This is a genomic window from Rhodopila sp., from assembly GCF_965277825.1.
GTDB lineage: Bacteria > Pseudomonadota > Alphaproteobacteria > Acetobacterales > Acetobacteraceae > Rhodopila.
Window position 1 is genome coordinate 677,797 of the sequence record NZ_OZ255846.1, and the last position, 24,842, is coordinate 702,638.

Here is a 24,842-nt window from a genome sequence, read left to right on the forward strand (position 1 = left end):
CGGCAGTCGGCTGCTAGTCCGTCAGCACAAGGTTGCGCACAGCCCGGGCCGCCCGCCGGATATCGAACAACAGCGTTCGCACGCTGGTCACCCGCATCCGTGTGCGCTGACGCCACAGATGCACCAGCAGCCCGCCATTTCTACGCCACGCCATCTCCCGTTGCGCCCGAGCGGTACGGTGTTCCGCGCGCCAGGGAAATTCACGCGCCGCGCGGGCAGGCGTCGGCACCCGATCGAAGATCAGCACGTAGGCCATCCGCTCACCATCCGAGAGGTTGGGCCCGGCACCGTGCAACGTCCGTCCGGTATGGATCACACACCATCCCGCCGGGACCGGACACGCAACGGTGTCCCGCATGTCGAAGCCGCCGACGCATTCCAGCGCGTGGATTCTGGAATCACCCCCGGGGAAGCCGTGCGGCAGCACCGGCCCGTGGTGCGATCCGGGCAAGTAGGCCATGCAACTATTAGTCTTATCGACCGGCTGCAGTGCAAGCCAGAAGCTGACCTCGTCATAGTCGAACCGCGGATCCTGGAACGCCTCGTCTTGGTGCCAGGGCGTCGCCTCACCAATCCGTGCCGGCTTCATCAACGAGATGTCTGCCTTGAACCGCACCTCGCTGCCCAGAAGCTGTTCGGCGATAGCGCGGGCCACATGATAAAAACGATGACCGATCAGTTCCGGAGCGAACGACCGTGGATGCAGGATCTGCGGAAACCGAGCCGGTGCCGACCCATCATCCACGCCCATCGCATCGAACAGCGCGCCTTCCTCGAACCCCACGTTCTCGTTGTGAAGCCCCATTAGCGTGCTTCGCAGCGCCGCGATGTCGCTCGCCGGCAATCCGGTGTCGAACGGCAGAAATCCGTCGGCTCGAAACCGATCGACCATGGCCGCATCAAGACGGTTCATCGCAGTTTTCAGCCCTTGTAATACTGGATGCAGTTCTGACGGACCGTTTGCCCGAAAGCACAATGAAACTATCAATTCATGGCGCCCCCAGTCCAATCACGAACCAGCGCTCCCGAAGCCGCAATGCCTAATTTGCGACGATTATCCTCTTTCGAGCGGCAAAAACCTTTGCGGATTTGCAATCCATGAATGTGTCGCAACCACGGGCTAGGCGCACCATGCCCGGCAATACGCTCGGGTCTTCAGCGAATTCAGTTCCTAATGTTCACGTTCCGGTTGTATAACTTCGGGACCGACACGCTGCGCGAGTCAGGATCGAGATCAGAAATGCTTAGGCTCTCAAAAACCACTACCGGGACCATCCTGTTTGGACTCGACCTGATATTGATCCTGGCGGTCTGGCCCGTGGTGCTGTGGCTCAGCCGGCCAGATTTCGCGGCGCTGTTTACTTTGCCCTGGGACTGTCGTGACCTCGGCTACCCCGCCTTCGACCTGCTCTTGCTGTTCGCCATGGGACTATACCAGCGCGAGGCCATCCTCGAGACCGGGCGTTCGCTGACCCGCGTACCGCTGGTCGTCGGGATGGCAGCCGGCCTGACCATCCTGCTCTCCCAGGCGCAGTCTCGGCTGATCGTCGACGTGGCCGGCCCCGGCGGCCGCGACCAGATGATGCTGTTCGGCCTCGCTGTGGTCAGCTTTACCCTGTGCGCCTTCCTGTCCCGCCTGGTGATCGACGTGCTGCTGCGCCAGCACGTGCTGCGGCGACGCCTGCTGATCGTCGGCGTCGGCCGGCGCGCCTGGGACCTGCTGCACATGCTGGGCCGAGAGGGCGGCAGCCTGCATGACGACGTCGCCCTGGTGCAGCACGACCGGGAGGAGGTCGATCCCCGCCTGCTGGCCGAACGCTCCGACCGGATATTCTGCCCCAGCGACTTCAACGTTGCCGCCGTCGCCAAACGGCTGGACGCCGACCTGATCATCGTCGCACCGGATGAACGACGCGGCATGGATCTTGGCCGGCTGCTGGAATGCAAGAAGGCCGGCTTCCCGGTGATCCAATACCTGACATTCGTCGAGCGAGAGATCCGCCGTGTCGACCTGAAGCGCATGGAACTGAGCTGGCTGATCTACGGCGGCGGCTTCAGCTTCGGCGCCCTGGATCGCTTCCTGAAGCGCGGCTTCGACCTCGCGGTCAGTTGCCTGGTGCTGTCGCTGACCGCGCCGCTGATCGCTGCCGGAATGCTGGCGATCCGCTGCGAAGGTCGCGGCCCGCTGCTGTACCGCCAGGAGCGGGTGACCGTGGACGGCAGGATCTTCTCGATCCTGAAGCTGCGCACCATGCGGGTGAACGCCGAGGCGCAAGGCGCGGTCTGGGCACAGGAACGTGACAACCGCATCACCCGCGTCGGCAATTTCCTGCGCCGCATGCGGATCGATGAGTTGCCGCAGTTGGCCAATATCCTGCGCGGCGACATGTCGTTCGTCGGGCCGCGCCCGGAGCGGCCGATGTTCGTCAAGCAACTGGCAGAGAAGATCCCGTTATATAACGAGCGCCATCTGGTGAAGGCCGGCCTGACCGGCTGGGCGCAGATCAACTATCCATACGGTGCCTCGGTCGATGACGCCCGGTCCAAGCTGAGCTACGACCTGTACTATGTGAAAAACTTCTCTATCCTGTTCGACTTCGTTATTCTGCTGCAGACCCTGCGGGTGGTGCTGTGGCCGACCGGGGTGCGATAAGCGGGGACCGGAACAGCAGGAACACAGCGATCAGGAAGTTCAGCGCGTTCCACGCCACGCCATTGGCAAACGCTTCGCGATACGACCCGCTCAGGTCGAAGATCACCCCCGACATCCAGCCGCCCAGCGCCATGCCGAGGATCATCATCATCAGGATCACCCCGACCCGTCCACCGGCCTGCTGCGGCGGAAAGCTTTCACGCACGATGATCGCGTAGCTCGGCACCAGGCCGCCCTGGAACAGGCCAAACAGGGCGGAGATCACATAGAGCGAGGTCAGCCCGTCGGCCATCAGATACAGCGTTAGCGCGACCATCTGCGCGAACGACCCAATCAGCAGCGTTGCCAGGCCACCCAGCCGGTCAGCCAGGAACCCGGACCCGATCCGGCTGACGATGCCGCAACCCAGCATCAGCGACAGCATCTCGGCACCTTTTGCCGGCCCGTATCCCAGATCGCCGCAATAGGCGACGATGTGCACCTGCGGCATCGACATCGCCACGCAGCAGGCCAGTCCGGCGACCGCCAGCAAGCCCTGCAGCACGTTCGGCGGCAGCCGGATCTGGTGGCGCGAAGGCGAGGGCAGCGCCGCCCCGGCGCCGCGAACCGGGGCGCGGCTGCGCAACAGCAGCGCCAGTGGCGGCATCACCAGCAGGCAGAACACCCCCACCGCCAGATGCGCGGCACGCCAGCCCTGGGTCCGGATCACCGCCTCGATCAGCGTCGGCCAAACCGCGCCCGAGACGTAGTTGCCCGAAGCACACAGCGCGATGGCGATGCCGCGGCGGCGTTCGAACCAGAATGAGATGTCGGCCATCAGCGGCACGAACGTGGCGGCGGTGCCGAATGTGCCGATCAGCAGGTAGGCGGCGGCGAACCACTCCAGGCTGGTGGACAGCGAGGCCAGGATGTAGCCGGCGCCCAACGTGGCGGCGCCGATCATCACCGGCAGGACAACGCCCCGGCGGTCCGCCAGCTTGCCCATGATCACTCCGCCGACGCCGAAACCGATCATGGCCAGGGTGAACGGCAATGAGGCAGCGCCGCGGTCGGCGTGGAAATCAGCCTGCACGGCGGGCAGCGCAACCACCACGGACCACATGCCCACGCCGCCGATTGCGGACAGCAGAACCGATACCGCCAGGCGGAACCAGGCGTAGGGCGAATCGATCTCGCGGTGGATCATGATTGTGTCAGTGCGTTTCCGGCGGCCCGTGTTTCGGGTCTTGTCGAGTGTCAGCTCTTTTCGAAGTCGATCCTCTCGACCACCGGCAGCGCTTGCAGGAACCGGCGCAGACAATCCAGTGCCAATTCGACCGCGCCCAGTCGGACCCATTCGCGTCCACCCAAGATTCGGGACCGGCGAAACTCGGCCCGGCTGGCGGTCGCGATTGCCATCCAGATGGAGCCGCCGAAGTCGATTCGATCGGCGCCTTCATCCAGTTCGATCAGCACCGCCAGGGCGTGGGATGCCCCGGTCTGTCGGCGCGCCGCATCGGCAACGGCTTCGGTGGTGAATTGGTCCAGTTGCGGCGGCAGTCGGACGCCGAACAGTTCATCCAGCCGGCGCGTTACGGTGCCGTGCCGAAACACCGTCTCGGCGCCGGGTAGGTGGGCGATGCGGGCGGCGATCTGGCCGGCGGTGAAGCTTTCCACCAGCGTCAGCGTGGCGCCTTCGGCGACCAGCGCCGCCAAGGTGACGCCTTCCAGCGTCTGGTCGTCCTCGGCAAAGATGAAATTGCCGAGACGCTGTTTCACCTCGGCGGTGACCGGGGCCAGCTTGCGGCGGACGTCGTCCATGTCGGTGCCGCGCACCGTCAGCTTGGTTTCAAGCTGCGGGTAATGCGCGCGGAAGCCAAGCTTGACGCCGCCGTCGGGGTCGAGCGCCTCGACCCCGGTCAGCAATTGATCGACGTGCGACTCGCCCAGGCCATAGGTATGAAAACGCTTCAGGTAAATCGACGCCGGTGCGCCGGAGCGAGCCAGGATGCGTGGGATCACCTGCTCTTCCAGCATGCGCCGCAGTTCTCGCGGCACGCCGGGCGTGAAGAAGAAGCGTGCGCCGCCGATGTCGAGGGCGAAGCCACAGGCGGTGCCGACCGGGTTGTCCAACATCTCGGCGGTCGCCGGCAGCATCGCCTGCTTGACGTTGTTCGGCGGCATGGAGCGCATCCGGCGGGTAAAGAACGACTCCATGCGGTCGAGCCATTCCTGGTGCAGCACGAGATCGACGCCGGCGGCCTGCGCGGCGATCTCCTGCGACAGATCATCGACGGTGGGACCAAGACCGCCATTGACGATCACCGCATCGGCCCGGCCGGCGGCCAACTGGAAGGCGATCAGCAACGAGTCGCGGTCATCGCCGACGGTGGTGCCCCAGTGCACCGAAAGGCCGACATCCTCCAGCTTCTGCGCCATGTAGGAGAAGTTGGTGTTGGTGATCTTGCCGGTCAGCACCTCGTCGCCGGTGCAAATGATCTCGATGCGCATGCGTCACCCCCTGGTGCGAGAAGATTACGGGATGTGGGGGCGCGGGCAAGCGCGGGCGGCGGCCCGAATGTCCGGCCAGCGGCATTCGCGGTAGCCGCCAGGAAGGGTCCCGACCCGGCTCGGAGTCGCGAGTTGCCTGTGGCAAGCGGCGAGGCTCGTGGCTTCGGCGGCGACGCGGCTTTCCGGCATTATCCGAACCCACGCAATACGCGCGCCGGATGGTGCTTCATTTATCAGCGGCTTCCCGGCTATACCTCGTGCGCCGAAGCAAGCAGGTGATACACGAAAAATGGCCGCACGATCATCGATTGGGGAACCCCGCAAGTTCGCCTCACCCGCTGTCCGGGCATTGATGAAGGAACGCAGCGCCGAGTTTGGCGGCCTGCTGCTTGGCGTCCTCGGCCTGGCGATCCTTGTGGCCCTGGCGACCTACGATCCACGCGATCCGTCGCTCAATACCGCGACCAGCCGCCCTGTCAGCAACTTGGCCGGACCAGTGGGCGCGGTGCTGGCCGACGCGCTGCTGCAGGGCTTCGGCATTTTCGGAGCATTGCCTGGGGTTGCGATGCTGACCTGGTGCTGGCGCATCGCCTCGCATCGCGGCCTAGGCAGCTTCAGCGGACGGCTGGCGTCGCTGCTAGCGGCGATGCCGCTGCTGGCGGCGGCGGTGTCGGTGGTGCCGTCGCGGCACGCCATCGCCTGGCCGGTGATGGCTGGCCTCGGCGGCTCGATCGGGCAGATTGTTGCCCACGCTGAACTGAATGCCGGGCAGGCCTCGCTCGGGATCGTCGGCGCTGCCTCGATCTGGCTGCTGAGTGCGGCGTTGGCGATTGTCCTGGGCCTGCTGGCGCTGGGGTTGTCGCGATCCGAATGGCGCACGGCGGGCCATGCCGCCGGCATCGCCGCGCGTTACTCGGTGTCCGGTGGTCGCGGCGCTGTCGGGGCGCTGTCGCGCGGTGCCGGCGGCGCGGCCTCGGCCTCCGGCTGGCTGGTCAATCTGGTCAACCGCGGTCCCGGATTAGCACCCGATGATCCGCCACCCGAACCGACCAGCCGGTCGCGCCCGGTGGTGCGGCAGGCGGCGGCCGATCCAGCGTCGGAGCCGAACGCGGTTGATCCGGACAATGGTCCGCTGGGTATCCCGCCGGTGCGTGGGGTAAAGTCGGCGCCGCGTCGGCCGCAGCAGCAAAACCTGCCGCTGCAGGAAGCGGGCTGGAAATTTCCCTCGCCGGATTTGCTGAAAAGCCCACCCCCGCGCGCCAGCACCGGCCCAAGCGAGGAATCGCTGCAGGCCAATGCCAGGTTGCTGGAAACCGTGCTGTCTGACTACGGCGTGCAAGGCGAGATCGTCGAGATCCGTCCCGGCCCGGTGGTCACGCTGTATGAACTGGTGCCGGCTCCAGGCATTCGCAGTGCCCGCGTCATCGGCCTGGCCGACGACGTGGCACGCAGCCTGTCGGTCACCGCGGTGCGCATTGCCACCGTGCCGGGCCGCAACGTGATCGGCATCGAGGTGCCGAACAGCAAACGGGAAACGGTGTTCCTGAGCGAGATCCTGTGCAGCGACGAGGTGCAGAAGTCTCCCGGCCGGCTGTCTCTGGCCTTGGGCAAGGATATCAGCGGCAAGGCGATCGTCGCCGATCTGTCGCGGATGCCGCATTTGATGATCGCCGGCACCACCGGATCGGGCAAATCGGTCGGCGTCAACGCGATGATCCTGTCGCTGCTATACCGGATGTCGCCCGACCAGTGCCGACTGATCTTGATCGACCCCAAAATGCTGGAATTGTCCACCTATGAGGGCATCCCACATTTGATGGCGCCGGTGGTGACCGAACCCGCCAAAGCGGTGACCGCGCTGAAATGGACGGTGCGGGAGATGGAGCGGCGGTATCGCGCGATGTCGCAACTCGGCGTCCGTAACGTCGGTGGCTTCAACGACCGGGTCGCCGATGCAAGGGCCAAGGGCGAAGTGCTGACCCGCCGGGTGCAGACCGGATTCGACCCCGATACCGGGCGCCCCACCTTCGAGGAGCAGCCGCTGGCGCTGGAGCCGCTGCCGTTCATCGTGGTCGTGGTCGACGAGATGGCCGACCTGATGATGGTCGCCGGCAAGGAGATCGAGCAGGCGGTGCAGCGCTTGGCCCAGATGGCCCGCGCCGCCGGGATTCACGTCATCATGGCCACTCAGCGGCCGTCGGTGGACGTGATCACCGGCACCATCAAGGCGAATTTCCCGACCCGGATCAGCTTCCAGGTGATCAGCAAATTCGACAGCCGCACCATCCTGGGCGAGCAGGGGGCGGAACAGTTGCTGGGCATGGGCGACATGCTGTTCATGCAGGGCGGCGGCCGCATCACCCGGGTACACGGTCCGTTCGTGTCCGACGAGGAAGTGGAGAAGGTGGTCGCCTTCCTGCGCGAACAGGGCGAGCCGGCTTATCTGGACGATGTCACCGAAGCGGTGGAGGGCTCAGGTGGCAGCGACGCCGATCCGCTGCTGTCCGGCATCGCCGGCGCCGGCGACAGCGACAAGAGCCTGTTCGATCAGGCGGTCGCGGTGGTGGCGCGCGAAGGCAAGGCGTCCACCTCGTTCATCCAGCGTCACCTGAACATCGGCTACAACAAGGCGGCCAAGTTGATCGAGCAGATGGAAAAGGAGGGCATCGTGGGGGTGGCGAACCATGTCGGCAAACGCGAGATCCTGGTGCGGCGGACGCACGACGACGACATGGATTGCTGAGACCGCGGTGCGCCTGGAGGTGCTGAACCCAGGTGCCGGGGATCGCCTCGGCATCCGGCGCGACGATCGGTCGCGGCAGCGTCGGAGGCAGCACAGTCGCTCGATGATCGCAAGTCTTCGGCCGCGGTGAAGCAAACTTATTACTTCGCCAACTTGTAGCCGGCCGGGATGGTAAACAGCGTCCTGGGCTGTGCGTCAAACACGACGTGCGTCAAGAACTCCAGGTGGTGGACATTGCGGCCGTAGACTCCTGCGTCATATTCACGCCGCATCATGACCCCGGTCCTGGTTAGCCAGTAGGAGCCAGCCGCCGCCAGCGCACCGTCGTCGCCGAACGCATATTTCGTCGTCGCCTGACCCTCGATGGTTTCGGTTCCCACCTTCTTCGCATCCGTCGCGTCCAGCGAACGGGCGATGTAGCGACGGTACAGTTCGTCATCCATTGGCGTAATCAGGTAGGTGTGGTTCACCATCAAGAGGCACTGCGTCTGCGTCGTCAGGTCCAGGATCGTTGAGCTGAAGCCGTTGCCGCGATCGATCCGCAGTTTGCCGTCGGCGTAATGAATCGTCTCGCGAGTTTCGGCCGCACCTTCCTGCTGCACCGCGACCGCGGAAAATGCGACGCTGGGCAGCACAAGACCGTCATAGGCCCAAGCCCAGTTCGCGCAGACCGGGGCGCCCACGATCACCGCCAGGATCAACAGGACATAGCGCATCGACCCCACACCGTAACTCGACCCAATGTTCACGACGATCCTGTCGCTATGTCAACGAAATCGAGCATTGTTGATCCGCCGTCAAGCACCTGATCCGACACCCGACGTGAACCAACGGATACGAGCGATTTCCCCAGCCGCCATCATCCCCTATCATCGCCTGACAGCCAAACGGGGGAATCGTCGCAATGCCAGCCGTCACCGTCGAACATCGCGGCGCTATCGCCATCATCCGCATCAACCGACCGGAACGCCTAAATGCCATCAGCCAGGCCGTCGCGGTCGAGATGCAGCAGGCGTTCCAACAGTTCGACGTCGATCCGGACAGGCGGGTCGCCGTCTTGTCCGCCAGCGGCAACCGATCCTTCTCCTCCGGTGCCGATGTCAACGACCTGCCGGAACTGTGGCGCGCCATCCCCAACGTCGGATACCACACCGATAAGCCGATCATCGCCGCCACCTCCGGCTGGGTAGTCGGCGGTGCCATCGTCATGGTCATGATGTGCGACCTGCTGGTCTCCACCCAGGACACCCAGTTCTATTACCCCGAGGCCAAGCTCGGGACCACCGCGGGCGGCATTAGCTCATTGGCCGCTCGCATGCCGCATCATCTGGCGATGGAGATCATGCTGCTGGGCTCCAAGATCCCCGCCCAGCGCGCTTACGACGTCGGCTTCGTCAACCGCGTCGTGGCGAACGGCGAACACGAGACAGCGGCTCTCGGCATGGCGGAACAACTGCTCGACTCCGCCCCGCTGGTGATCGCGGCACTGAAACGTCTGGTTAATGAAGTCATCCCGACCGGTCCGATCGAGCGTATGGTGGCGATCAGCCAGACTGTCGCCAAGGTGCGCCAATCCGACGATCTGCAGGAGGGTATTCGTGCCTACAAGGAAAACCGCAAACCCCGCTTCACCGGCAAGTAATCCGCGCTCCATGCGGGCGTAATGGACCTGTTTGACCGGCTGCACTGCCCGCAATGCAAGGGGCGCCTGCAGCCCGCCTCGGATGATGTGCTGGTGTGTTCGCTCTGCGACCGGACGGTCCCTGTGGTCGATGGAATCGGAGATTTTGCGGCCGTTGCAACGCCAACCGCCGCTACCGACCGCTACCACGGCGACCCCCGCCGCCACAATGACGGCGCGGCCGATCTGCTCAATCGGATCCAGGCCGCCGCCGGCGATCGCTGGCCGGCGTCGCTGGGCGAGATGATCGAGTTCGGCTGCGGCCGCGGCGAAACCACCCATTCAATCGTCGCCGCGCAGCAATTCCGCCGCCTGCTGGTGCTCGATAGCGATCTCGAAATGCTGCAGGCCTGTCGGTCCCGTATCGATGGCCTCGGCGATCGGCCGATCGCCTACGCAACGCTCAGCGGCGCCCAGGACGCGCTCCGCGACGCGGTGGCAGATACCATACTCGGCACCGGGCTACTGTGCGGCATCGGCGACATCCGCGGCTTCCTGACCATGGTCTTCCGCGTGCTCAGGCCCGGCGGCCGAGGTGGGTTCGTGGTGCCGAATCGGCGCTATTACCAGGCGATGTGCCTGGCGATGGCCGAAGCCCTGGTGCAGCGCCATGCCCGGGACGGCGCCTGGCCCGACGGCCAGCAGATCGCCCTCGAACTGCTGGCGCAGACCCGGCGACTGCTGATCCACCGCGGCGACACCGGCTTCCTGTCCAATCTGGCGGTGAAGCATCTGTTCGACACCGAGGCCTTGCAGGATCTCGGTGCCCAGATCGGCTTCGCCACAGCCGACACGATCCCGCTCGACCCCGACCCAGTCGGCGCCGAGACGACGCGCCGAATCTGCCGGGGCGCCGGCGCCCCGGCCAGTTTCGTCGAAACCTTCGGCACGCTCGCCGCCGCCGTAGGACAACCGTTCTTCAGCCTGCTGAGCCACAATGACTGTTCGGCATCGACGCTGCTGTGGTTGACCAAGCCATCCGGGCCGGCCCTGCGCATCTTCCGTCACCAGCCGCCGCCACCGGCCGACCGACCAAGACCTGACGCGGCGCTGGGCGGCGTCGCACCGCGCTGGTCGGTCGAACTGCTGGCCCGCGACACCGCGGACGGCATCGTGGTCTCGGTTGGCGGGTGGTGCCTGTGCAACACCGACGTCCACTGGGTCCGCCTGACCCTCGCGGACACCGCCCGTCACGCCCCGGTTTGGCGCCCGCGTCCCGACGTGCACGAGGTGCTCAATCGCCACGGGCTGTATCATCCGCTGAACACGCTTTGCAGCGGGATCGCCAACGACCTGCTGTTCGAGGACATCCATCCGGACGCCAACGGTCACCCGTTCAGGCTCGATATCATGCTGGCCAACGGTGTCATCGTGTCCGGCCCAGCCCCAGAGCCGCTGCTGATGGATGAGCCGATGGTGATCGCCCATTAGCACGGCATCATTCCCCACCGCGATGCGCTTGCGACTGGCGGCACGCCGGGCCCGAGTGCGCCGCCTGACCCACACGCTGGCGCTCGCGGTCGCCCTGGCGCCAGCGGTGCTGCTCGCCGCCCCGCCACGCGAGGACGAGACCCGTCAGAACCTGCGCGACGCCGAACGACAGAACAGCGAGCAACTCGCTGCCCGCAAGGATGCCGCCAACCGGGCCGCCGGCGCCGCCGCTGAGGCCCTGCTTCTGGCGCAGCAAAGGGTCAGGGCGGCTGCCCGGCTGGGCGAGGCGGAAACCGCAACCGCCGACGTCGCCACCCGGATCGATGCCCTGGCACAGCGGCGGCGCGACGCCGAACGACGGGTCGAGGCTCGCGCCAAGGCGATCCAGCCGCTGCTGCCGCTGATCGAACGACTCTCACTCTACCCCGCCGAGACGCTGCTGGCGGTGCCGGCTCCCCCCGACGCGGCGCTGCGCGGCGTGCTTGTGCTGCAGGCGATGTCCCGCCAACTTGAAGTCGAAACCGAGGCGCTGCGCCGTGACCAGGCAGAGTCAGACAACGCCGCCGAAGCGCTGCGCCAGGAGGCCCCGCGCCTGGCCGATGCCGAGGCCGCGCAGAAGCGTGAAGCAGACGCGCTCGATCAGCAGATCGCCGCCGCCCACGCCGCACAGGCAACTGCCGAAGCAGAGGCCGACAAGGCCGCCAGCCAGGCCGCCGAGGCGGCTTCGCGCGCCGATACGCTGCGCGCCGCATTGACCGCGCTGGACGCTCAGCGACGTGCCGACGCAGCCAAGGCGCGGGAGGAAGCGGCCCGGGCCGAACGGCAGAAGCACCTGGCCACGGCGCAGGCGGCGAAACAGCGTGAAGCGGTCGCCACCACGCCGACCGGCGCCGGCACCATCGGCGCCAGCGCCGGCCCACACGGCCAGCTACAGCCGCCGGTGATCGGCGTCGTGGTGAAGGGCTGGGGCGAACAAACCGATGGCGGTCCGGCGAGGGGCGTGTCCTACCATGCTCCACCGGGGGCACACGTGATTTCCCCGTGCGGCGGCCGGGTCGTGTTCGCCGCCAGCTTCCGCAGCTACGGCCTCTTGCTGATCCTCGACTGCGGCGGCGGCTATCACGTCGTGCTGGCTGGCTTCGACCACCTTGACGTCAAGCTCGGCCAGAGCCTCGTCGCCGGCGAACCAGTCGGGGTAATGCCAACCTGGGAACCCGGATCGGAGGCCCATCGCCCGGCACTGTACGTCGAGTTGCGCCACGACGGCGCACCGGTGAACCCGGCACCCTGGCTTCGGCCTAGTAGCTGACGAAGGTCACCGCCGAACTGAAAAACCTGCCAAATCAACTTCGCCGAAAGAATCCCGGCGAAATCAACACTAGACGCCCGCCAACGCCTTGCGCCACAACGCCGCGATTGAGTTTGCTCGCTTGCAACCGGCTTTCCGTTTATAAGGTAGTTTGACGCGCCGCGCGTGGTCCGCTGGCGCCAAAGGAAAGAAAGCATGAACTTCCGCGCGCGGCATTGGCGCTATGGGTTGTTGATCGGAACAGCATTCGTGGCCGGCGCCGCCGTCGGTCCAAGCCTGGGCTCTCTGGGCAGCGCTTTCGCCCAGGACAGCAGCCGCACCGACATGTACCAGATGCTGAAGGTGTTTGGCGACGTGATGCAGCGGGTCCGCGCCGAATACGTCGATCCGGTCAACGACAAGGACCTGATCGAAAATGCGATCAACGGCATGCTCACCGGGCTCGATCCGCACAGCTCGTACATGAATGCCAAAGCCTTCCGCGACATGCAGATCCAGACCAAGGGCGAATTCGGCGGCCTCGGCATCGAGGTCAACGAAGACAAGGGCATCATCAAGGTGGTCTCGCCGATCGACGACACTCCGGCCGCCCGCGCCGGCATCAAACCCGGCGACATCATCACTGCGCTGGACGGCAAGACGCTGATCGGCGCCACGCTGAACGATGCCGTGGACAAGATGCGCGGGCCGCCAAACTCGAAAATCATGCTGACCCTGAAGCGGCAGAACATCGACAAGCCTATCGAGGTGTCGCTGACCCGCGAGATCATCCATATCCAGGTGGTGAAATCGCGCATGGAACCGCACGATATTGGCTATGTGCGGCTGTCGCAGTTTACCGAACAGGCCGACGCCGGCATCAAGCAGGCGGTGAAAAATCTGCGGGCGCAGAACGGCGGCAAGCTGCGCGGCCTGATCCTGGATCTGCGCAACAACCCCGGCGGCCTGTTGGATCAAGCTGTTTCGGTGTCGTCCGATTTCATCGACCAGGGTGAAATCGTCTCAACCCGCGCCCGCCACCCCGAAGATAGCCAGCGTTGGGACGCCAAGGGCGATGACATCCTGCGCGGCGCGCCGCTGGTGGTGCTGATCAACGGCGGATCCGCCTCGGCGTCGGAAATCGTCTCCGGCGCGCTGCAGGACCATCACCGCGCCGTCCTGTTGGGCACCCGCAGCTTCGGCAAGGGATCGGTGCAGACCGTGATTCCGCTGCCGGGTGACGGCGCCATGCGGCTGACCACGGCGCGCTACTACACACCCTCGGGCCGATCGATCCAGGCGCTCGGGATCACCCCGGACGTTCCGGTGCAGGAAACCGCCGAGGCCCGTCCAAACTTTGGCGGCGAGCGTGAGTCGGATTACAACAAGATACTCAGCAACCAGGGTGGCACCGGTCCTCAGGCGGTGCCGCCGCGCAACGACCTGCCGCCGATCGCCAAGCAGATCCCGGACAAGCCGGGCGCCAATTTCCCGAAATTCGACCCGGCGAAGCCCGATGACACCGACTTCCAACTGCAGGAGGCGATGTTTCTGGCGCAGGCCATGGCGGCGCAGAAAAGCGCCTCGGCGAACTGAACCTGACCGCCGTGGCGGCCCGTTTGCCAGCAGCCCGGCGTCTCGGCGCCGCGCTGGCGGGCTGGCCCGGTCTGCGGCGGTTCTGGATCGGCCTACTGGCCGTACTTGCGATCGGCGCCGGCGTACTGCAGGCGCTCGGGCCGCCGCCGGGTCCGGCTAACTCCGCCACCGCCCAGCGAACGCCAGCCGAATCGCTCCCGTCTCAGCCCGGACCCAGCGCAGCAAAGCCGTCCTCGCAGCCGACGCAACTGCAAGCCGCCCAGCAGACATCACGCCCGCCACCCGTCGGCCGCACCACACCCGGTCCTGTCGCCGATCCCGATCCGTCCCTGCTGGAAGCCGACCCCGGCGATCCGAACCGCAAGCTGCCGCGCGTCTCCGCTGACGGCCGGGCGCCGATGGCCGCCTATGCCGCCGGGTTCGATCCGACCAGCGTGCGGCCGCGCGTCGGCATGCTGATCGCCGGCATCGGCATGAGCGAGACCGACAGCCTGGCGGCGATCAAGACCCTGCCGGGTGGTGTCACGCTCGCCCTCTCGCCCTACGGCGGAAACCTCGAACATCTTCTGGCTGCCGCCCGTCTGAACGAACACGAATACCTCGTCTCGGTCCCGATGGAGCCGAACGGCTACCCGGTGAACGACCCCGATGACCGCCGCGCCCTGATGACGTCGCTGCCCAGCAGCGAAAACCTCACGCGCCTGAACTGGGTGTTGTCCCGCCTGACCGGCTATGTCGGCGTGACCGATGCGTTCGGTCAAATGCACGGCGACCGGCTGGCCGGCGTGCCAGACCAGTTCTCCCCGGTGCTGGAGGACGTTGCCCATCGCGGCCTGTTGTTCGTTGATGCCCGCCCCGGCCAGCCGGCGTTGCCGTATGCCTGGAGCCGATCGGTGGACGTCGTGATCGACACCGACCCAATGGATGCGAGGCTGCTGGACCAGCGACTGAACCAACTGACGCAGAGCGCCCTGGACAAGGGCTCCGCCCTGGGGTTGGTTCAGGTTCCACGACCGGTAACGCTGGCGCGTATCGCGGCCTGGACCACCACCTTGGCAGCCAAGGGACTGGCACTGGCTCCGGTCAGCGCGCTGGTGTTGCGTCCGGCCAAGCAGGAAGCGGAAAAGTGACTGATCTACCCTATCGGCCCAACGTGGGGGCGGTGCTGTTCAACCAAGACGGCCTGGTCTTCGTCGCCCGCCGCGCCGACATGCCAAACGCCGAGGGACCCGCCGGCGGCTGGCAGTTGCCGCAAGGCGGCATCGACGAGGGTGAACACCCAAGGACCGCCGTGCTGCGCGAACTGGAGGAAGAGATCGGCACCCGCAAAGCCGAGGTGATCGCCGAGCACCCGGACTGGCTGACCTACGACCTGCCCCCCGATCTGCTGGGCATCGCCTGGCGCGGCCGCTACCGAGGCCAGCGGCAACGCTGGTTCGCCATGCGCTTCACCGGCCAGGACAGCGATATCCGTCTCGACCTCGATCCCCACCCGGAGTTCGACGACTGGCGCTGGGTGAAGCTGTCGGCGCTGCCGTCACTGGCAGTTCCGTTCAAGCTCACGATCTACCAGGTGCTGACGCAATCCTTCGCTCGCTACGCCAGCCCATAGCACGCGATCCGAAGTCGTGCGGCTGACGGTGCGCATCGGTTTTTAGCTCGCCAGCACGGTCGGCTCCCGCACCAGATAACGGCGCAGCACCTCCATGTCGGGATCGCGCCCAAGCCCGGGACCGGACGGGACCACGACCTTGCCGCCTCTTGCCTCGACCAGCTCGTGATACGGGCTGGCCTCCAGGTCGACAAACAACCGCTCGAACGGCGCCTCCGGCGACACCGCGGCATTGACATGCAGCGAAGCCAGGTAGCCGGCGCCGAAATACGCATTGTGCGGCACCAGTCTGACCGCGAACGCCTTCGCCAAGGTCGCCACCTCCAGCATCGCCGAAGGACCGCCGATCTTGGTGACACTGGGCTGCGCGATGTCCTGCGCCCCCGCCTCGAACGCCGCCCGAAAGTCGTGCAGGCCGGCGGCGTTTTCCCCGGCGGCGATCGGGAGACCGCCTTCCGCCCGGACCCGCGCAAGCCCGTCGTGGTCGCCCGGCGGCCAGACCGGTTCCTCCAGCCAGGTCAGGTCCAGCTCCTCCAGCTCGCGAGCCATCTCCAGCGCTTGCCATACAGTCCATGGGCAGTTCACATCCACCATCAGTCTGGCGTTGTCGCCCAGCGCGTCCCGCGCCGCGCTGATTTCGGATGTGCTGATCTCGTGCAGCTTGACGTCGCGGTAACCGCGCGCGGCGGCGCGCTCGCAGGCAGCATTCACCGCCGCCGCCTCGCCATAGCGCAGCAGGCTGGCGTAGCAAGTCAGCGTCTCCACCGGTGACCCGCCCAGCAGCCGCCACAGTGGCAAGTTAGCGTGCTTGCCGGCGATATCCCATAACGCGATGTCGAGCGCCGATAGCGCGAAAAGGTGCGGCCCGTTTTGCCCGTACAAGTGGAATGCGTTGCCCAGCCTGTGCCGCAAACCGGCGATGTCGCGCGCATCCTGACCCAGCACGGCGGGCGCCAATTGCGTTTCCAGGACAGCCATCACGGCGGCCGAACTGCCGTGGCCGAAAGCTTCCCCCCAGCCGTCGATCCCGGCATCGGTCCGGATCCGCAGCCAAACCGTGTTCATGCTGCCCCAGTTCAAGCCTGCCATGACCATGGGCTTGCCGCCCATGTCGAACGGCGTTTGCGTCCAGTAACTCTCGACACTGGTGATCTTCATGCGGTTCTTCCTCCTTCGCCGAGTCTGCGCCACGACCGAGCGCAGCACCAGCCGAACAGCCATCTTTCGACAACCCAACGTCACCAGCGACCGACGGCCCAGGATCGCCCGGGCAAACACTACAGTTTGATGGCACGTGCATTGCCACAGCTCGCGACCCGTGCGTCTCTCGCGAAAGTAATATTCGCGCCCGCAGCATCAGCAGGAGCATCAGTCGATGGCGGCACAAGGTCTCATGGCACGTAAATCGGTCGCCGACATCATGTCCAGCGGCGAAGCCGAAGGCCATCGCTTATCGAAAACCCTCGGCCCGTTCAGCATCATCGCCATGGGCATCGGCGCAATCATCGGCGCCGGCATCTTCGTGCTGACCGGAACCGCCGCCGCACGCTACGCCGGGCCGGCCATCATGCTGTCCTTCGTGCTCGGGGGCATCGTATGTTCATTTGTCGGACTCTGCTATGCCGAGCTGGCGGCGATGTTGCCGGTCTGTGGCAGTACATACACCTATACATACGCGACGCTTGGCGAGCTGGTCGCCTGGATCATCGGTTGGGACCTGATCCTGGAATACGCCATGGGCGCCGCCACCGTCGCGGTCGGCTGGTCCGGCTACATGACCAGTCTGCTGCACAACCTCGGCGTCAGTATCCCTCCCGCCCTCGCGGCCGCCCCCGGCACGGCGATCAAACTGCCCGACGGCAGCACCGTCACCGGCATCCTTAATCTGCCGGCCGCCGTCATTGTCGCGATCCTGACCACGATGCTGATCATGGGCACCAAGGAATCGGCCCGCCTCAACAACGTCATGGTGGCGATCAAGCTCGTCGTCGTGCTGGCATTCATCGCGCTGGGCGCCAGATACGTCAATCCGGCTAACTGGCACCCGTTCATCCCCGACAACACCGGCACGTTCGGCAGCTTCGGGCTCAGCGGCGTGCTGCGCGGTTCCTCTGTCGTATTTTTCGCCTTCATCGGCTTCGACGCGGTCTCCACATCGGCGCAAGAGGCCAAGCTGCCACAGCGGGACATGCCGATCGGCATCCTGGGATCGTTGGTAGTCTGCACGGTGCTTTATCTCGCGGTGGCGGCGGTGCTGACCGGTCTCGTGCCATACGCGCAACTGAACGTTGCGGACCCGATCGCCAAGGGCGTCAACGTGATCGGCCTGAACTGGTTCTCGGTGCTGATCAAGATCGGCGCGCTGACCGGTCTGACCACCGTCATCCTGGTATTGCTCTACGGCCAGAGCCGCATTCTTTACACCATCGCCGATGACGGCCTGTTGCCCGGCCTGTTCGCCCGTCTGCATCCGCGGCTGCAAACCCCTTATCTAAGCCAAATGCTGATCGGCCTGATCGTCGCCGTCACCGCTGCCCTGGTCCCGATCGACGTGCTTGGTGAACTGGTCAGTATCGGCACACTGTTCGCCTTCGTGCTGGTCTGCGGCGCGGTGATCTATCTGCGCCGCAGTGCTTCCGAGACATTCCGCCCATTCAGCGTTCCCGGCGTCCCGGTCGTACCGGTCCTTGGCATCCTGTTCTGCCTGCTGCTGATGGCAGGTCTGCCGCTGATGACCTGGCTGCGCCTGGTGGTCTGGCTGGCGATCGGCATGGTGATCTATCTGTCCTACGGAAGAACCCACTCCCGGCTGCGCGGCCGCCCCGCTACCGCGCCGCTGACCTGACAGCATGACAATCAGAACTGTTTGTAAACAATCTCCGGCGACGACAGGTTCAGCACCAACGCCGCGATCACCAGGGCCAGGAACATCGCCGAGGCAAACGCCGTGCGGGTATAGCGCGACCGCAGCACCGCGAGCATCCGCCCGGTCGACGCTCCATGCAGATCTGCCACCGACAGCACCAGGCTCGCGGCAAGTACCGTCCCGACTAACGCCGCGACCGACCCCGCGACCCCCAGTTGGCCGGCGAGCGCGCCGATCTGGCCCCATCGCGCCCAGAACCAAAGCAACGTGAACGTGAACCACGTGAACGTCAGGCCGCGGCAGATCGCGCGATAAATCGGGTTTTCGCCCAACGCGCCATATCCCGCCGCGGTCAGTCGCCGCGCCATGCCCAACTGATAGGCCCGGTTTCCCGCCACCCCGCCGCCCTGCAGCAGCCCGAAGAACAGAAACTCCGAGGTCTGCCCGTGCCACGCGCCGACCAGGAAAAAGGTGATGAAAAACGCCGCCACGGCGGGGTATTGCTTGCCCCGAGCCGAACGATACCGCCGCATCCAACCCAGCAGAAGCGGATTGAATACGTAGCTGCGCAGCCATTGCGACAAACTGATGTGCCACCGGCTCCAGAACTCGATGAAGTTCACCGCGCCGAACGGCCGGTCGAAATTCTCCGGCAGCCGCAGCCGGAACAGCCGAGCCGCGCCGATGACGAAATCGGTATAGCCCGAGAAGTTTGCATATAGGAAAAGCGGATACATCACGACCACCAGCGCGCCGATCAGCACTCGCCAGCCGAACGACAAGCCTGGCGTCTGGGCCGCGATCAGACTCGCCTGCCAAGTGTGCAGCACGTCCGACACGATCAGCACCTTGAAGCCGCCCAACACGATCCGCCAGGCCGCAAGCCCGATGTCCGGCGCCGTCAGAGGCAGCGACGAGTTTGCCTCATAGTCCTCGCGTCGTTGAATCGGTCCAGAAACGAACGCCGGGAAGTTCAGCGTGAAATTCAAAAACCCCACCACCCCGATCGGCTCGGTGTCCCCCTGCGCCGCATCGATCACCAGATGCATGACGCGGAAGAAAATATACGACAGGCCGATCAGCATCGCCCCAGGCGGCAACAGCGCGGCCTGCGGAATGAAGCTGTACCGCTTCAGCCAGACGAACGCCGCCAGCACCAGCACGATCGCCACCGGCCCCGCGCGTCTCCGCCGCGCCGCTTGGGCGCCAAAATAGCCCAACGCCAGAAAACCCGCCAACGGCAAAAGCGGCCCGACAGCATGGGAAAAACTCCAGACGAACACTAGGTTCAGCACCAGCCAAACCGATTGGCGCCACCATCCGGCGGCGCTCGCATTGAACGCCGCCGCTCCAGCCAGAACGAACGCCAGGAACTGCCACGAGGGAACCGTCATCAGGGGTTGGCCGGGCGGCAACGCGCGAATGCCGGAACATCCGCCAACAATGCCTGTTCGACGACGCTCGCCAGAACCGCATGGCCGGCCGCCGCCAGATGGCCATCCGACAGGTAGTACAGCGACTGGAAATCCGCCGCTCCCGCCAGCGCCTCGGTGGTATCAAGAAATCGCACCCCGGCGCGCTCCGCCACTTGCTTCAGCGCCGCGCCAAGAACCAGCGGATCAAGCCCAGGCTGCTTCGTTCCCAGCCGTTCCATCGCAACCGGTGCGCGTCCAGGAACGTAGAACAACAGCACCGGAATATGCCGCGTCTGCCGGGTGATCCGGCCCAGAAGATCGCCGAAATTCTTGACCCGCTGCTGCCACGCCGCACTCAAGGGCCGGCGCACCGCATCCGCTGGGTCGCCATCAAGCAGAAACGCCTTCACCTGAAACGACGGGTCGCGATAAAGTTCATATTGCATCAACTGAAACAATCGGCTGTCCCGCAGCAGTTGCAACGCCCCTCGCGGATTGAAGCCCTCACCTTCCTGAGGCGCCATAGTATCTTTCAGATGTGCGATGTCGAACGGCCCGACCATCATGACGATCGCCGATGGGTGCAGCGCCAAAGCCTCCGGCACCCGCAAGTCGGTGCGATCGACGTCGGCGGCTTCGGTTGCCAAATTCTGGAAATCCACCATACCGTCGCAGCGACTCGACAGCGCCGCCGTGGCCAGCGCCGAGAACGATTGGTCGAAGTTGACCAGCGCGCCCCGAGAGGTAGAGGACCCGAAGACCACCACCCGCAAAGACCCCGCCGGCAGTTGCTTGCACGATGTGGCGGACGGATAACCGCAGGCAGAAAAATGCTGCGTCGTCCACGGCCCTTCCCAAACCTTGGAGCGCGACACGCACATCGGATGAAAGCGATATCCGGCGGGCGTCAAGAATTCGCACGGTTCCGAATCATCATCCTGTACAAAAATCCACCTGGCCGACACTTCGCCCGCAACCAGCAGAACCAACATCGTCGAGACGAAAATCAGCGGCAGCAACAGATAATCCCGCCGCGGCATCCGCCACTGGACTTCAGGGCTGGTCGGTGCCTGGTTCATCGTGTCGCCGGGACCTCGCGGTTGCCGAAAGCGCAATAGCCGATCGCACGTCGCCACGGCGACCACAACCGCGCGATCTTCGGCCCTGTCATCAAACCATGCGATCAGTTATCAAGGTCGCGGAAAAATCGCCACACAGGACCGCTCCGATGGCCAAACCCGCCCATGCCTCCACCTCCGCAACCGAATGGGACCGTGACGCCGCGCTGACCGCCGCACGCATCCTGCTGGAGATCAAGGCCGTCAACTTCCGCCCCGAGGAACCCTATACCTTCACCTCCGGTTGGAAATCCCCAGTCTACATCGATTGCCGCCGCATCATCTATTTCCCCCGCGCCCGGGCTAAAATCTGCGACCTGGCGGTGGAGAAGATCGACCGCCACGCTGGCTTTGAAAACATCGAAACCGTCGCCGGCGGCGAAACCGCCGGCATCCCGTTTGCCGCCTGGATCGCCGACCGCATGGCCGTGCCGATGTCCTACGTGCGCAAGAAGCCGAAAGGCTTCGGCCAGAACGCCCTGATCGAGGGCGACGTCCCGGCCGGCAAGCGCACCCTGCTGGTCGAGGACCTGACCACCGACGGACAATCAAAGATCCGCTTCGCCAACGCCCTGCGCGATGCCGGCGCGATCGTCAATCATGCCTTCGTCGTTTTTTTCTACGGCGTCTTCCCCGGTGCGTTCGAGACCTTGGCCAATATGGATATCACTCTGCACAGCCTCTGCACCTGGTGGGACGTCCTGGAGGCCTGCAAGGACCGGCCATACTTCTCCGATGCCGCGCTGTCGGAAGTGCGCCGCTTTCTGGAAAACCCGGTCGCCTGGTCAGCCGCCCACGGCGGCATCGCCTCGGCCGAGGAAGCCAGCGCGCGCAAGGCCGCCGCTGAGGCCTGAAACCAGGCATGGTTTCGGGACCCGCCTAAGCTGCCTTAAGCTATCCCCGACGCTACGGGAGGTCCGTCATGAAGGTCGGTCTGTTCATCAACACACAGTTCCCCGAAGGCTTCAATATCCCGGAACGAATTTTGGATATCGTCGAACAAGTCAGCGCCGCGCGAGACGCCGGCTTCAGTTCGCTCTGGTTTCCGCATCACTGGCTCACCTACCCGATGCAAATGCTGCAGATCACCCCGATGATGGGTTACGTCGCTGCCCACGCCAAGGGCATGACCATTGGCTCCAACATCCTGATCCTGCCACCGCTGAACCCGGTGCACGTCGCCGAGGAAGCCGCCACGCTAGACGTGCTCACCGGCGGCAACTTCATCCTTGGCGTGGGCCAAGGCTACCGCCAACCAGAGTTCGATGCGTTCCGCATGCCACTATCGGAACGAGCCCCGCGCTTCACCGAAGGCATCGCCCTGATCCAACAACTTTGGACCGAGCGCCGCGTCACTCACCAGGGCCGTTTCTATACGGTGAACGACGCCGGCATCGGTCTGGCACCGCAACGTCTAGGCGGCCCGCCGATCTATATCGCAGCCCAGGCGACCGCCTCGGTCAAACGCGCCGCCCGTATCGGCGACGCATGGCTGATCGTCAACAGCGGCGGCCTGGGCAAGACGGAGCCGCTGATGCGGACCTACCGTTCGGCGCTGGCCGAATATGGTCGCACCGCAAGCGAATTTCCCATCACGATCGAATGCCACATCGGCGACCAGCATGCCGCCGCCTACGAGGAGTGCCGCGGCCCGCTGGAATATAAATACAACGCCTACGCCTCCTGGGGTCTATCTGACCGCCGTAACGAAACCAGTTTCGAGGACTTCGCCCGCGACAAATTCATCATTGGCGACAAAGTTGCGGTCAAGGAAGAAATTGCCCGCTACCAGGAACTGCTCGGTGTCGACCACTTCATCATGCGCTGCAACTGGCCCGGACTGCCGCAACATCGGACCATGGCCACGATCAAGCGCCTGGGCCAGATCTTCCGCTGAAAGCAGACGCCGATGGCGCAGCACAAGGGGACGCAACATGGGCCACGGTTCCGGTATTCGCCAAGTCGGCTGGATCGACATCCCCGGCGGCGGCCAGGTCGTGCTCGACGGCAACCACGCCTATATCGGCCACATGGACCCGCCGTACGGCACATCGGTGCTTGACGTATCGGATCCGGCATGTCCCCGTGTCGTTGCCTCGATCGACATCCCACCCGGACTGCACTCCCACAAGGTGCGCGTCCACAACGGCATCATGCTGGCCAACCGCGAGCGCACCCGCGGCGACAAGCCCACCGACGACTTCGTCGGCCTGCGCATCTTCGACGTCAGTACGCCATCCAGCCCACGTGACATCTGCCACTGGAAATGCGCCGGCATGGGCACGCACCGGTTCACCTTCGACGGCCGCTACGCCTACATCTCCGCCGAGCTGGATGGCTATGTCGGGACCATCGTCATGATCCTGGATCTGAAGGATCCGACCCGCCCCGAAGAGGTCGGCCGCTGGTGGATGCCGGGCCAATGGACCGCCGGCGGCGAGACCCCCGACTGGAAGGGCCGCGATCACCGCTGCCACCATCCGATCCGCCGCGGCGACCGACTCTATGTCAGCTATTGGTACGGCGGCGGCGTCATCCTCGACATCAGCGACATGACCAGGCCGCGCATGATCTCCAGCCTCGACTGGAGCCCACCGTTCGGCTGGCCGACCCACAGCCTGGTGCCGATCGATAAGCCGATCGCCGGCCACCGCTGGATGCTGGTCGCTGACGAACACGTCCAGCCGCTACATCCGGACCTGTCGCCCGAACTGCCGGCCATGGTGTGGATGGTCAACATCACCGACGAAACCCGCCCGATCCCGGTCAGTTGCTTTCAGTTGCCTGAACTGGTTGGAATCAAGACCCCGCTGATGACCGCCTGTCATCAACCGGTTGAAACTATAACCAGCAACGAGGTCCCGGCTGCGTGGTTCGCCAGCGGTCTGCGGGTGATCGACATTGCCAACCCGTTGTCGATGAAGCAGGCCGCTTGGTGGATGCCCGACGTGCCGCCAGGCGCGTCGCGCGTCTGCAGCAACGACGTCTACGTCGACCATCGCGGCCTGATCTACCTGATCGACCGCAACCGCGGCCTGTCGATCCTCGAGCGGGTCTGAAATCTACCGGAGCGCAATCATGCCCAGCATCCCGAAAACCCTGCAGCCGCACATCAACGCCGCCTTCCCCAACGACGTCTGCCTGATCGGCACCGTGCTGCCGAATGACTTCGCCCAGATTACCCCGCGCGGCAGCGCGCTGGTATTCGACGACACGCATTTCTCGCTGTGGGAGCGTGGCAAGGGATCAACCGCGGACAACTTCTCCGACGGCACCAAGGTCACGGTATACTTTCGCAAGCCGCAACTGCGCAGCGACGGCACCCTGCCGAAAGGCGGCATCGCCCGCTTCTACGGCACCGCCCGGCTGCACAGATCCGGCCCGATCTATGAAGAAGTATGGACCCGACTGATCCAGCCGGAGAAGGACCGTGACCCCGACAAGAAGGGTTTCGCGGTGCTGATCGAAGTCGAGCGTGCCGAGGAACTCGACGGCACCCCGCTGGCACTCGATTGACCCGGCTAAATACCCGCGCTCAAGACTTCGCCACAGCCTGCAAACCTGCCACCGGGCGGCGGTCGCTGATCGCCATGACGGCAATGAGCACCGCCGCGATCAGGCTGGACCCGGCCAGCCGGAACAGGCTTCCGGTAAACAACCCGGTGCGGTCGCGCACCATGCCGATCACGTAGGGTCCAATGAAACCGCTCAGGTTGCCCACCGAGATCAGCGCGATGGCGCCGACGGCGGCATGCCGGTCAGGAATGTGGTCGGCTGGGTCCAGAAGATCGCGATCGCGGACCACGACCCCAGTATGATTGCAGTCATGCCCGTCAGCGCCAGGGCGGCCGAAAACGTTGGATCAGGCCGAATCCGATCCGACAGGATATCTCATATAAAACGAAACCGGTCAGTGTCTCGGCTTTCACTTCGACGCGCCCGATCTCGG

General features: G+C 65.1%; 21 protein-coding genes. 13 read left to right on the top strand and 8 right to left on the bottom strand.

Translation table 11 applies throughout. The annotated features are described in order from the left end of the window. Positions 1 to 13: 13 nt before the first annotated feature. Positions 14 to 913: a phytanoyl-CoA dioxygenase family protein gene (locus ACQY4T_RS03695; protein ID WP_428537846.1), complete on the bottom strand. Its 900-nt coding sequence runs from the start codon at positions 911 to 913 to the stop codon at positions 14 to 16. A gap of 327 nt (positions 914 to 1,240) precedes the next feature. Here ACQY4T_RS03695 and ACQY4T_RS03700 point away from each other — a divergent pair, with 327 nt between their 5' ends. Then, on the top strand, positions 1,241 to 2,653 hold the full coding sequence (locus ACQY4T_RS03700; protein ID WP_428537849.1) for a TIGR03013 family XrtA/PEP-CTERM system glycosyltransferase: 1,413 nt from the start codon (positions 1,241 to 1,243) through the stop codon (positions 2,651 to 2,653). On the opposite strand, the gene ACQY4T_RS03705 is transcribed toward ACQY4T_RS03700, so the two are convergent. Together ACQY4T_RS03705 and ACQY4T_RS03710 are read right to left on the bottom strand one after the other, a co-directional pair. Further along, positions 2,601 to 3,839 carry an MFS transporter gene (locus ACQY4T_RS03705; RefSeq protein WP_428537852.1) on the bottom strand — a complete coding sequence of 413 codons (1,239 nt, stop codon included), beginning with the start codon at positions 3,837 to 3,839 and terminating at the stop codon, positions 2,601 to 2,603. The genes ACQY4T_RS03700 and ACQY4T_RS03705 overlap by 53 nt on opposite strands. Positions 3,840 to 3,889: 50 nt before the next feature. Then, complete coding sequence (locus ACQY4T_RS03710) at positions 3,890 to 5,143, bottom strand: CinA family nicotinamide mononucleotide deamidase-related protein (protein ID WP_428537855.1); 1,254 nt, start codon at positions 5,141 to 5,143, stop codon at positions 3,890 to 3,892. Between the two features lie 352 nt (positions 5,144 to 5,495). On the opposite strand from ACQY4T_RS03710, the gene ACQY4T_RS03715 reads away from it, so the two are divergent. Then, on the top strand, positions 5,496 to 7,886 hold the full coding sequence (locus tag ACQY4T_RS03715) for a DNA translocase FtsK (protein WP_428537858.1): 2,391 nt from the start codon (positions 5,496 to 5,498) through the stop codon (positions 7,884 to 7,886). 140 nt (positions 7,887 to 8,026) lie between these two features. Here ACQY4T_RS03715 and ACQY4T_RS03720 read toward each other — a convergent pair whose 3' ends face one another. Beyond that, positions 8,027 to 8,602, bottom strand: coding sequence for a hypothetical protein (locus ACQY4T_RS03720; RefSeq protein WP_428537861.1), 576 nt, complete (start codon positions 8,600 to 8,602; stop codon positions 8,027 to 8,029). Positions 8,603 to 8,790: 188 nt separating this feature from the next. On the opposite strand from ACQY4T_RS03720, the gene ACQY4T_RS03725 reads away from it, so the two are divergent. The 6 genes from ACQY4T_RS03725 (at position 8,791) to ACQY4T_RS03750 (ending at position 15,494) form a co-directional block, all read left to right on the top strand. After that, complete coding sequence (locus tag ACQY4T_RS03725) at positions 8,791 to 9,528, top strand: enoyl-CoA hydratase/isomerase family protein (RefSeq protein ID WP_428537864.1); 738 nt, start codon at positions 8,791 to 8,793, stop codon at positions 9,526 to 9,528. Between the two features lie 21 nt (positions 9,529 to 9,549). Next, entirely contained in the window at positions 9,550 to 10,998 is a 1,449-nt protein-coding gene (locus tag ACQY4T_RS03730) for a methyltransferase (RefSeq protein WP_428537867.1), read from the top strand. Positions 10,999 to 11,053: 55 nt separating this feature from the next. Further along, positions 11,054 to 12,307: a murein hydrolase activator EnvC family protein gene (locus tag ACQY4T_RS03735; protein ID WP_428537870.1), complete on the top strand. Its 1,254-nt coding sequence runs from the start codon at positions 11,054 to 11,056 to the stop codon at positions 12,305 to 12,307. Between the two features lie 195 nt (positions 12,308 to 12,502). Further along, positions 12,503 to 13,882, top strand: a complete 1,380-nt coding sequence (locus ACQY4T_RS03740) for a S41 family peptidase (RefSeq protein WP_428537873.1) — start codon at positions 12,503 to 12,505, stop codon at positions 13,880 to 13,882. 23 nt (positions 13,883 to 13,905) lie between these two features. Beyond that, positions 13,906 to 15,012, top strand: a complete 1,107-nt coding sequence (locus ACQY4T_RS03745; RefSeq protein WP_428537876.1) for a divergent polysaccharide deacetylase family protein — start codon at positions 13,906 to 13,908, stop codon at positions 15,010 to 15,012. Further along, positions 15,009 to 15,494 (top strand): RNA pyrophosphohydrolase, encoded by a 486-nt coding sequence (locus ACQY4T_RS03750; protein WP_428537879.1) that lies wholly within the window; start codon positions 15,009 to 15,011, stop codon positions 15,492 to 15,494. Before ACQY4T_RS03745 ends, ACQY4T_RS03750 begins: the two co-directional genes overlap by 4 nt. 42 nt (positions 15,495 to 15,536) lie before the next feature. On the opposite strand, the gene ACQY4T_RS03755 is transcribed toward ACQY4T_RS03750, so the two are convergent. Next, entirely contained in the window at positions 15,537 to 16,652 is a 1,116-nt protein-coding gene (locus tag ACQY4T_RS03755) for a mandelate racemase/muconate lactonizing enzyme family protein (protein ID WP_428537882.1), read from the bottom strand. Between the two features lie 217 nt (positions 16,653 to 16,869). Here ACQY4T_RS03755 and ACQY4T_RS03760 point away from each other — a divergent pair, with 217 nt between their 5' ends. Beyond that, positions 16,870 to 18,339: an amino acid permease gene (locus tag ACQY4T_RS03760; RefSeq protein WP_428537885.1), complete on the top strand. Its 1,470-nt coding sequence runs from the start codon at positions 16,870 to 16,872 to the stop codon at positions 18,337 to 18,339. Positions 18,340 to 18,350: 11 nt separating this feature from the next. Here ACQY4T_RS03760 and ACQY4T_RS03765 read toward each other — a convergent pair whose 3' ends face one another. Together ACQY4T_RS03765 and ACQY4T_RS03770 are read right to left on the bottom strand one after the other, a co-directional pair. Then, positions 18,351 to 19,754, bottom strand: a complete 1,404-nt coding sequence (locus ACQY4T_RS03765; RefSeq protein ID WP_428537888.1) for an MBOAT family O-acyltransferase — start codon at positions 19,752 to 19,754, stop codon at positions 18,351 to 18,353. Continuing rightward, complete coding sequence (locus ACQY4T_RS03770; RefSeq protein ID WP_428537891.1) at positions 19,754 to 20,854, bottom strand: SGNH/GDSL hydrolase family protein; 1,101 nt, start codon at positions 20,852 to 20,854, stop codon at positions 19,754 to 19,756. The genes ACQY4T_RS03765 and ACQY4T_RS03770 overlap by 1 nt, the downstream gene beginning before the upstream one ends. A gap of 149 nt (positions 20,855 to 21,003) precedes the next feature. On the opposite strand from ACQY4T_RS03770, the gene ACQY4T_RS03775 reads away from it, so the two are divergent. The 4 genes from ACQY4T_RS03775 (at position 21,004) to ACQY4T_RS03790 (ending at position 24,409) form a co-directional block, all read left to right on the top strand. Further along, positions 21,004 to 21,747 carry an orotate phosphoribosyltransferase gene (locus ACQY4T_RS03775; protein ID WP_428537894.1) on the top strand — a complete coding sequence of 248 codons (744 nt, stop codon included), beginning with the start codon at positions 21,004 to 21,006 and terminating at the stop codon, positions 21,745 to 21,747. Positions 21,748 to 21,815: 68 nt separating this feature from the next. Further along, positions 21,816 to 22,790, top strand: coding sequence for an LLM class flavin-dependent oxidoreductase (locus ACQY4T_RS03780; RefSeq protein ID WP_428537897.1), 975 nt, complete (start codon positions 21,816 to 21,818; stop codon positions 22,788 to 22,790). Positions 22,791 to 22,827: 37 nt separating this feature from the next. Further along, positions 22,828 to 23,952 carry an LVIVD repeat-containing protein gene (locus ACQY4T_RS03785; protein ID WP_428537900.1) on the top strand — a complete coding sequence of 375 codons (1,125 nt, stop codon included), beginning with the start codon at positions 22,828 to 22,830 and terminating at the stop codon, positions 23,950 to 23,952. Positions 23,953 to 23,971: 19 nt separating this feature from the next. Then, positions 23,972 to 24,409, top strand: coding sequence for a hypothetical protein (locus ACQY4T_RS03790; protein WP_428537903.1), 438 nt, complete (start codon positions 23,972 to 23,974; stop codon positions 24,407 to 24,409). 19 nt (positions 24,410 to 24,428) lie between these two features. Here ACQY4T_RS03790 and ACQY4T_RS03795 read toward each other — a convergent pair whose 3' ends face one another. Continuing rightward, the gene (locus tag ACQY4T_RS03795) at positions 24,429 to 24,698 is read right to left on the bottom strand and encodes a hypothetical protein (RefSeq protein ID WP_428537906.1); all 270 of its coding nucleotides are present in this window, start codon (positions 24,696 to 24,698) and stop codon (positions 24,429 to 24,431) included. Between the last annotated feature and the right edge of the window lie 144 nt (positions 24,699 to 24,842).

Bases quoted from the DNA above. Each gene is read 5' to 3' on its own strand.
- ACQY4T_RS03730 (WP_428537867.1), top strand. From the start codon at position 9,550: ATGGACCTGTTTGACCGGCTGCACTGCCCGCAATGCAAGGGGCGCCTG.
- ACQY4T_RS03705 (WP_428537852.1), bottom strand. From the start codon at position 3,839: ATGATCCACCGCGAGATCGATTCGCCCTACGCCTGGTTCCGCCTGGCG.
- ACQY4T_RS03765 (WP_428537888.1), bottom strand. From the start codon at position 19,754: ATGACGGTTCCCTCGTGGCAGTTCCTGGCGTTCGTTCTGGCTGGAGCG.
- ACQY4T_RS03720 (WP_428537861.1), bottom strand. From the start codon at position 8,602: ATGCGCTATGTCCTGTTGATCCTGGCGGTGATCGTGGGCGCCCCGGTC.
- ACQY4T_RS03740 (WP_428537873.1), top strand. From the start codon at position 12,503: ATGAACTTCCGCGCGCGGCATTGGCGCTATGGGTTGTTGATCGGAACA.
- ACQY4T_RS03725 (WP_428537864.1), top strand. From the start codon at position 8,791: ATGCCAGCCGTCACCGTCGAACATCGCGGCGCTATCGCCATCATCCGC.
- ACQY4T_RS03770 (WP_428537891.1), bottom strand. From the start codon at position 20,854: ATGAACCAGGCACCGACCAGCCCTGAAGTCCAGTGGCGGATGCCGCGG.
- ACQY4T_RS03790 (WP_428537903.1), top strand. From the start codon at position 23,972: ATGCCCAGCATCCCGAAAACCCTGCAGCCGCACATCAACGCCGCCTTC.
- ACQY4T_RS03775 (WP_428537894.1), top strand. From the start codon at position 21,004: ATGGCCAAACCCGCCCATGCCTCCACCTCCGCAACCGAATGGGACCGT.
- ACQY4T_RS03715 (WP_428537858.1), top strand. From the start codon at position 5,496: ATGAAGGAACGCAGCGCCGAGTTTGGCGGCCTGCTGCTTGGCGTCCTC.
- ACQY4T_RS03695 (WP_428537846.1), bottom strand. From the start codon at position 913: ATGAACCGTCTTGATGCGGCCATGGTCGATCGGTTTCGAGCCGACGGA.
- ACQY4T_RS03785 (WP_428537900.1), top strand. From the start codon at position 22,828: ATGGGCCACGGTTCCGGTATTCGCCAAGTCGGCTGGATCGACATCCCC.
- ACQY4T_RS03755 (WP_428537882.1), bottom strand. From the start codon at position 16,652: ATGAAGATCACCAGTGTCGAGAGTTACTGGACGCAAACGCCGTTCGAC.
- ACQY4T_RS03780 (WP_428537897.1), top strand. From the start codon at position 21,816: ATGAAGGTCGGTCTGTTCATCAACACACAGTTCCCCGAAGGCTTCAAT.
- ACQY4T_RS03700 (WP_428537849.1), top strand. From the start codon at position 1,241: ATGCTTAGGCTCTCAAAAACCACTACCGGGACCATCCTGTTTGGACTC.
- ACQY4T_RS03710 (WP_428537855.1), bottom strand. From the start codon at position 5,143: ATGCGCATCGAGATCATTTGCACCGGCGACGAGGTGCTGACCGGCAAG.
- ACQY4T_RS03760 (WP_428537885.1), top strand. From the start codon at position 16,870: ATGGCGGCACAAGGTCTCATGGCACGTAAATCGGTCGCCGACATCATG.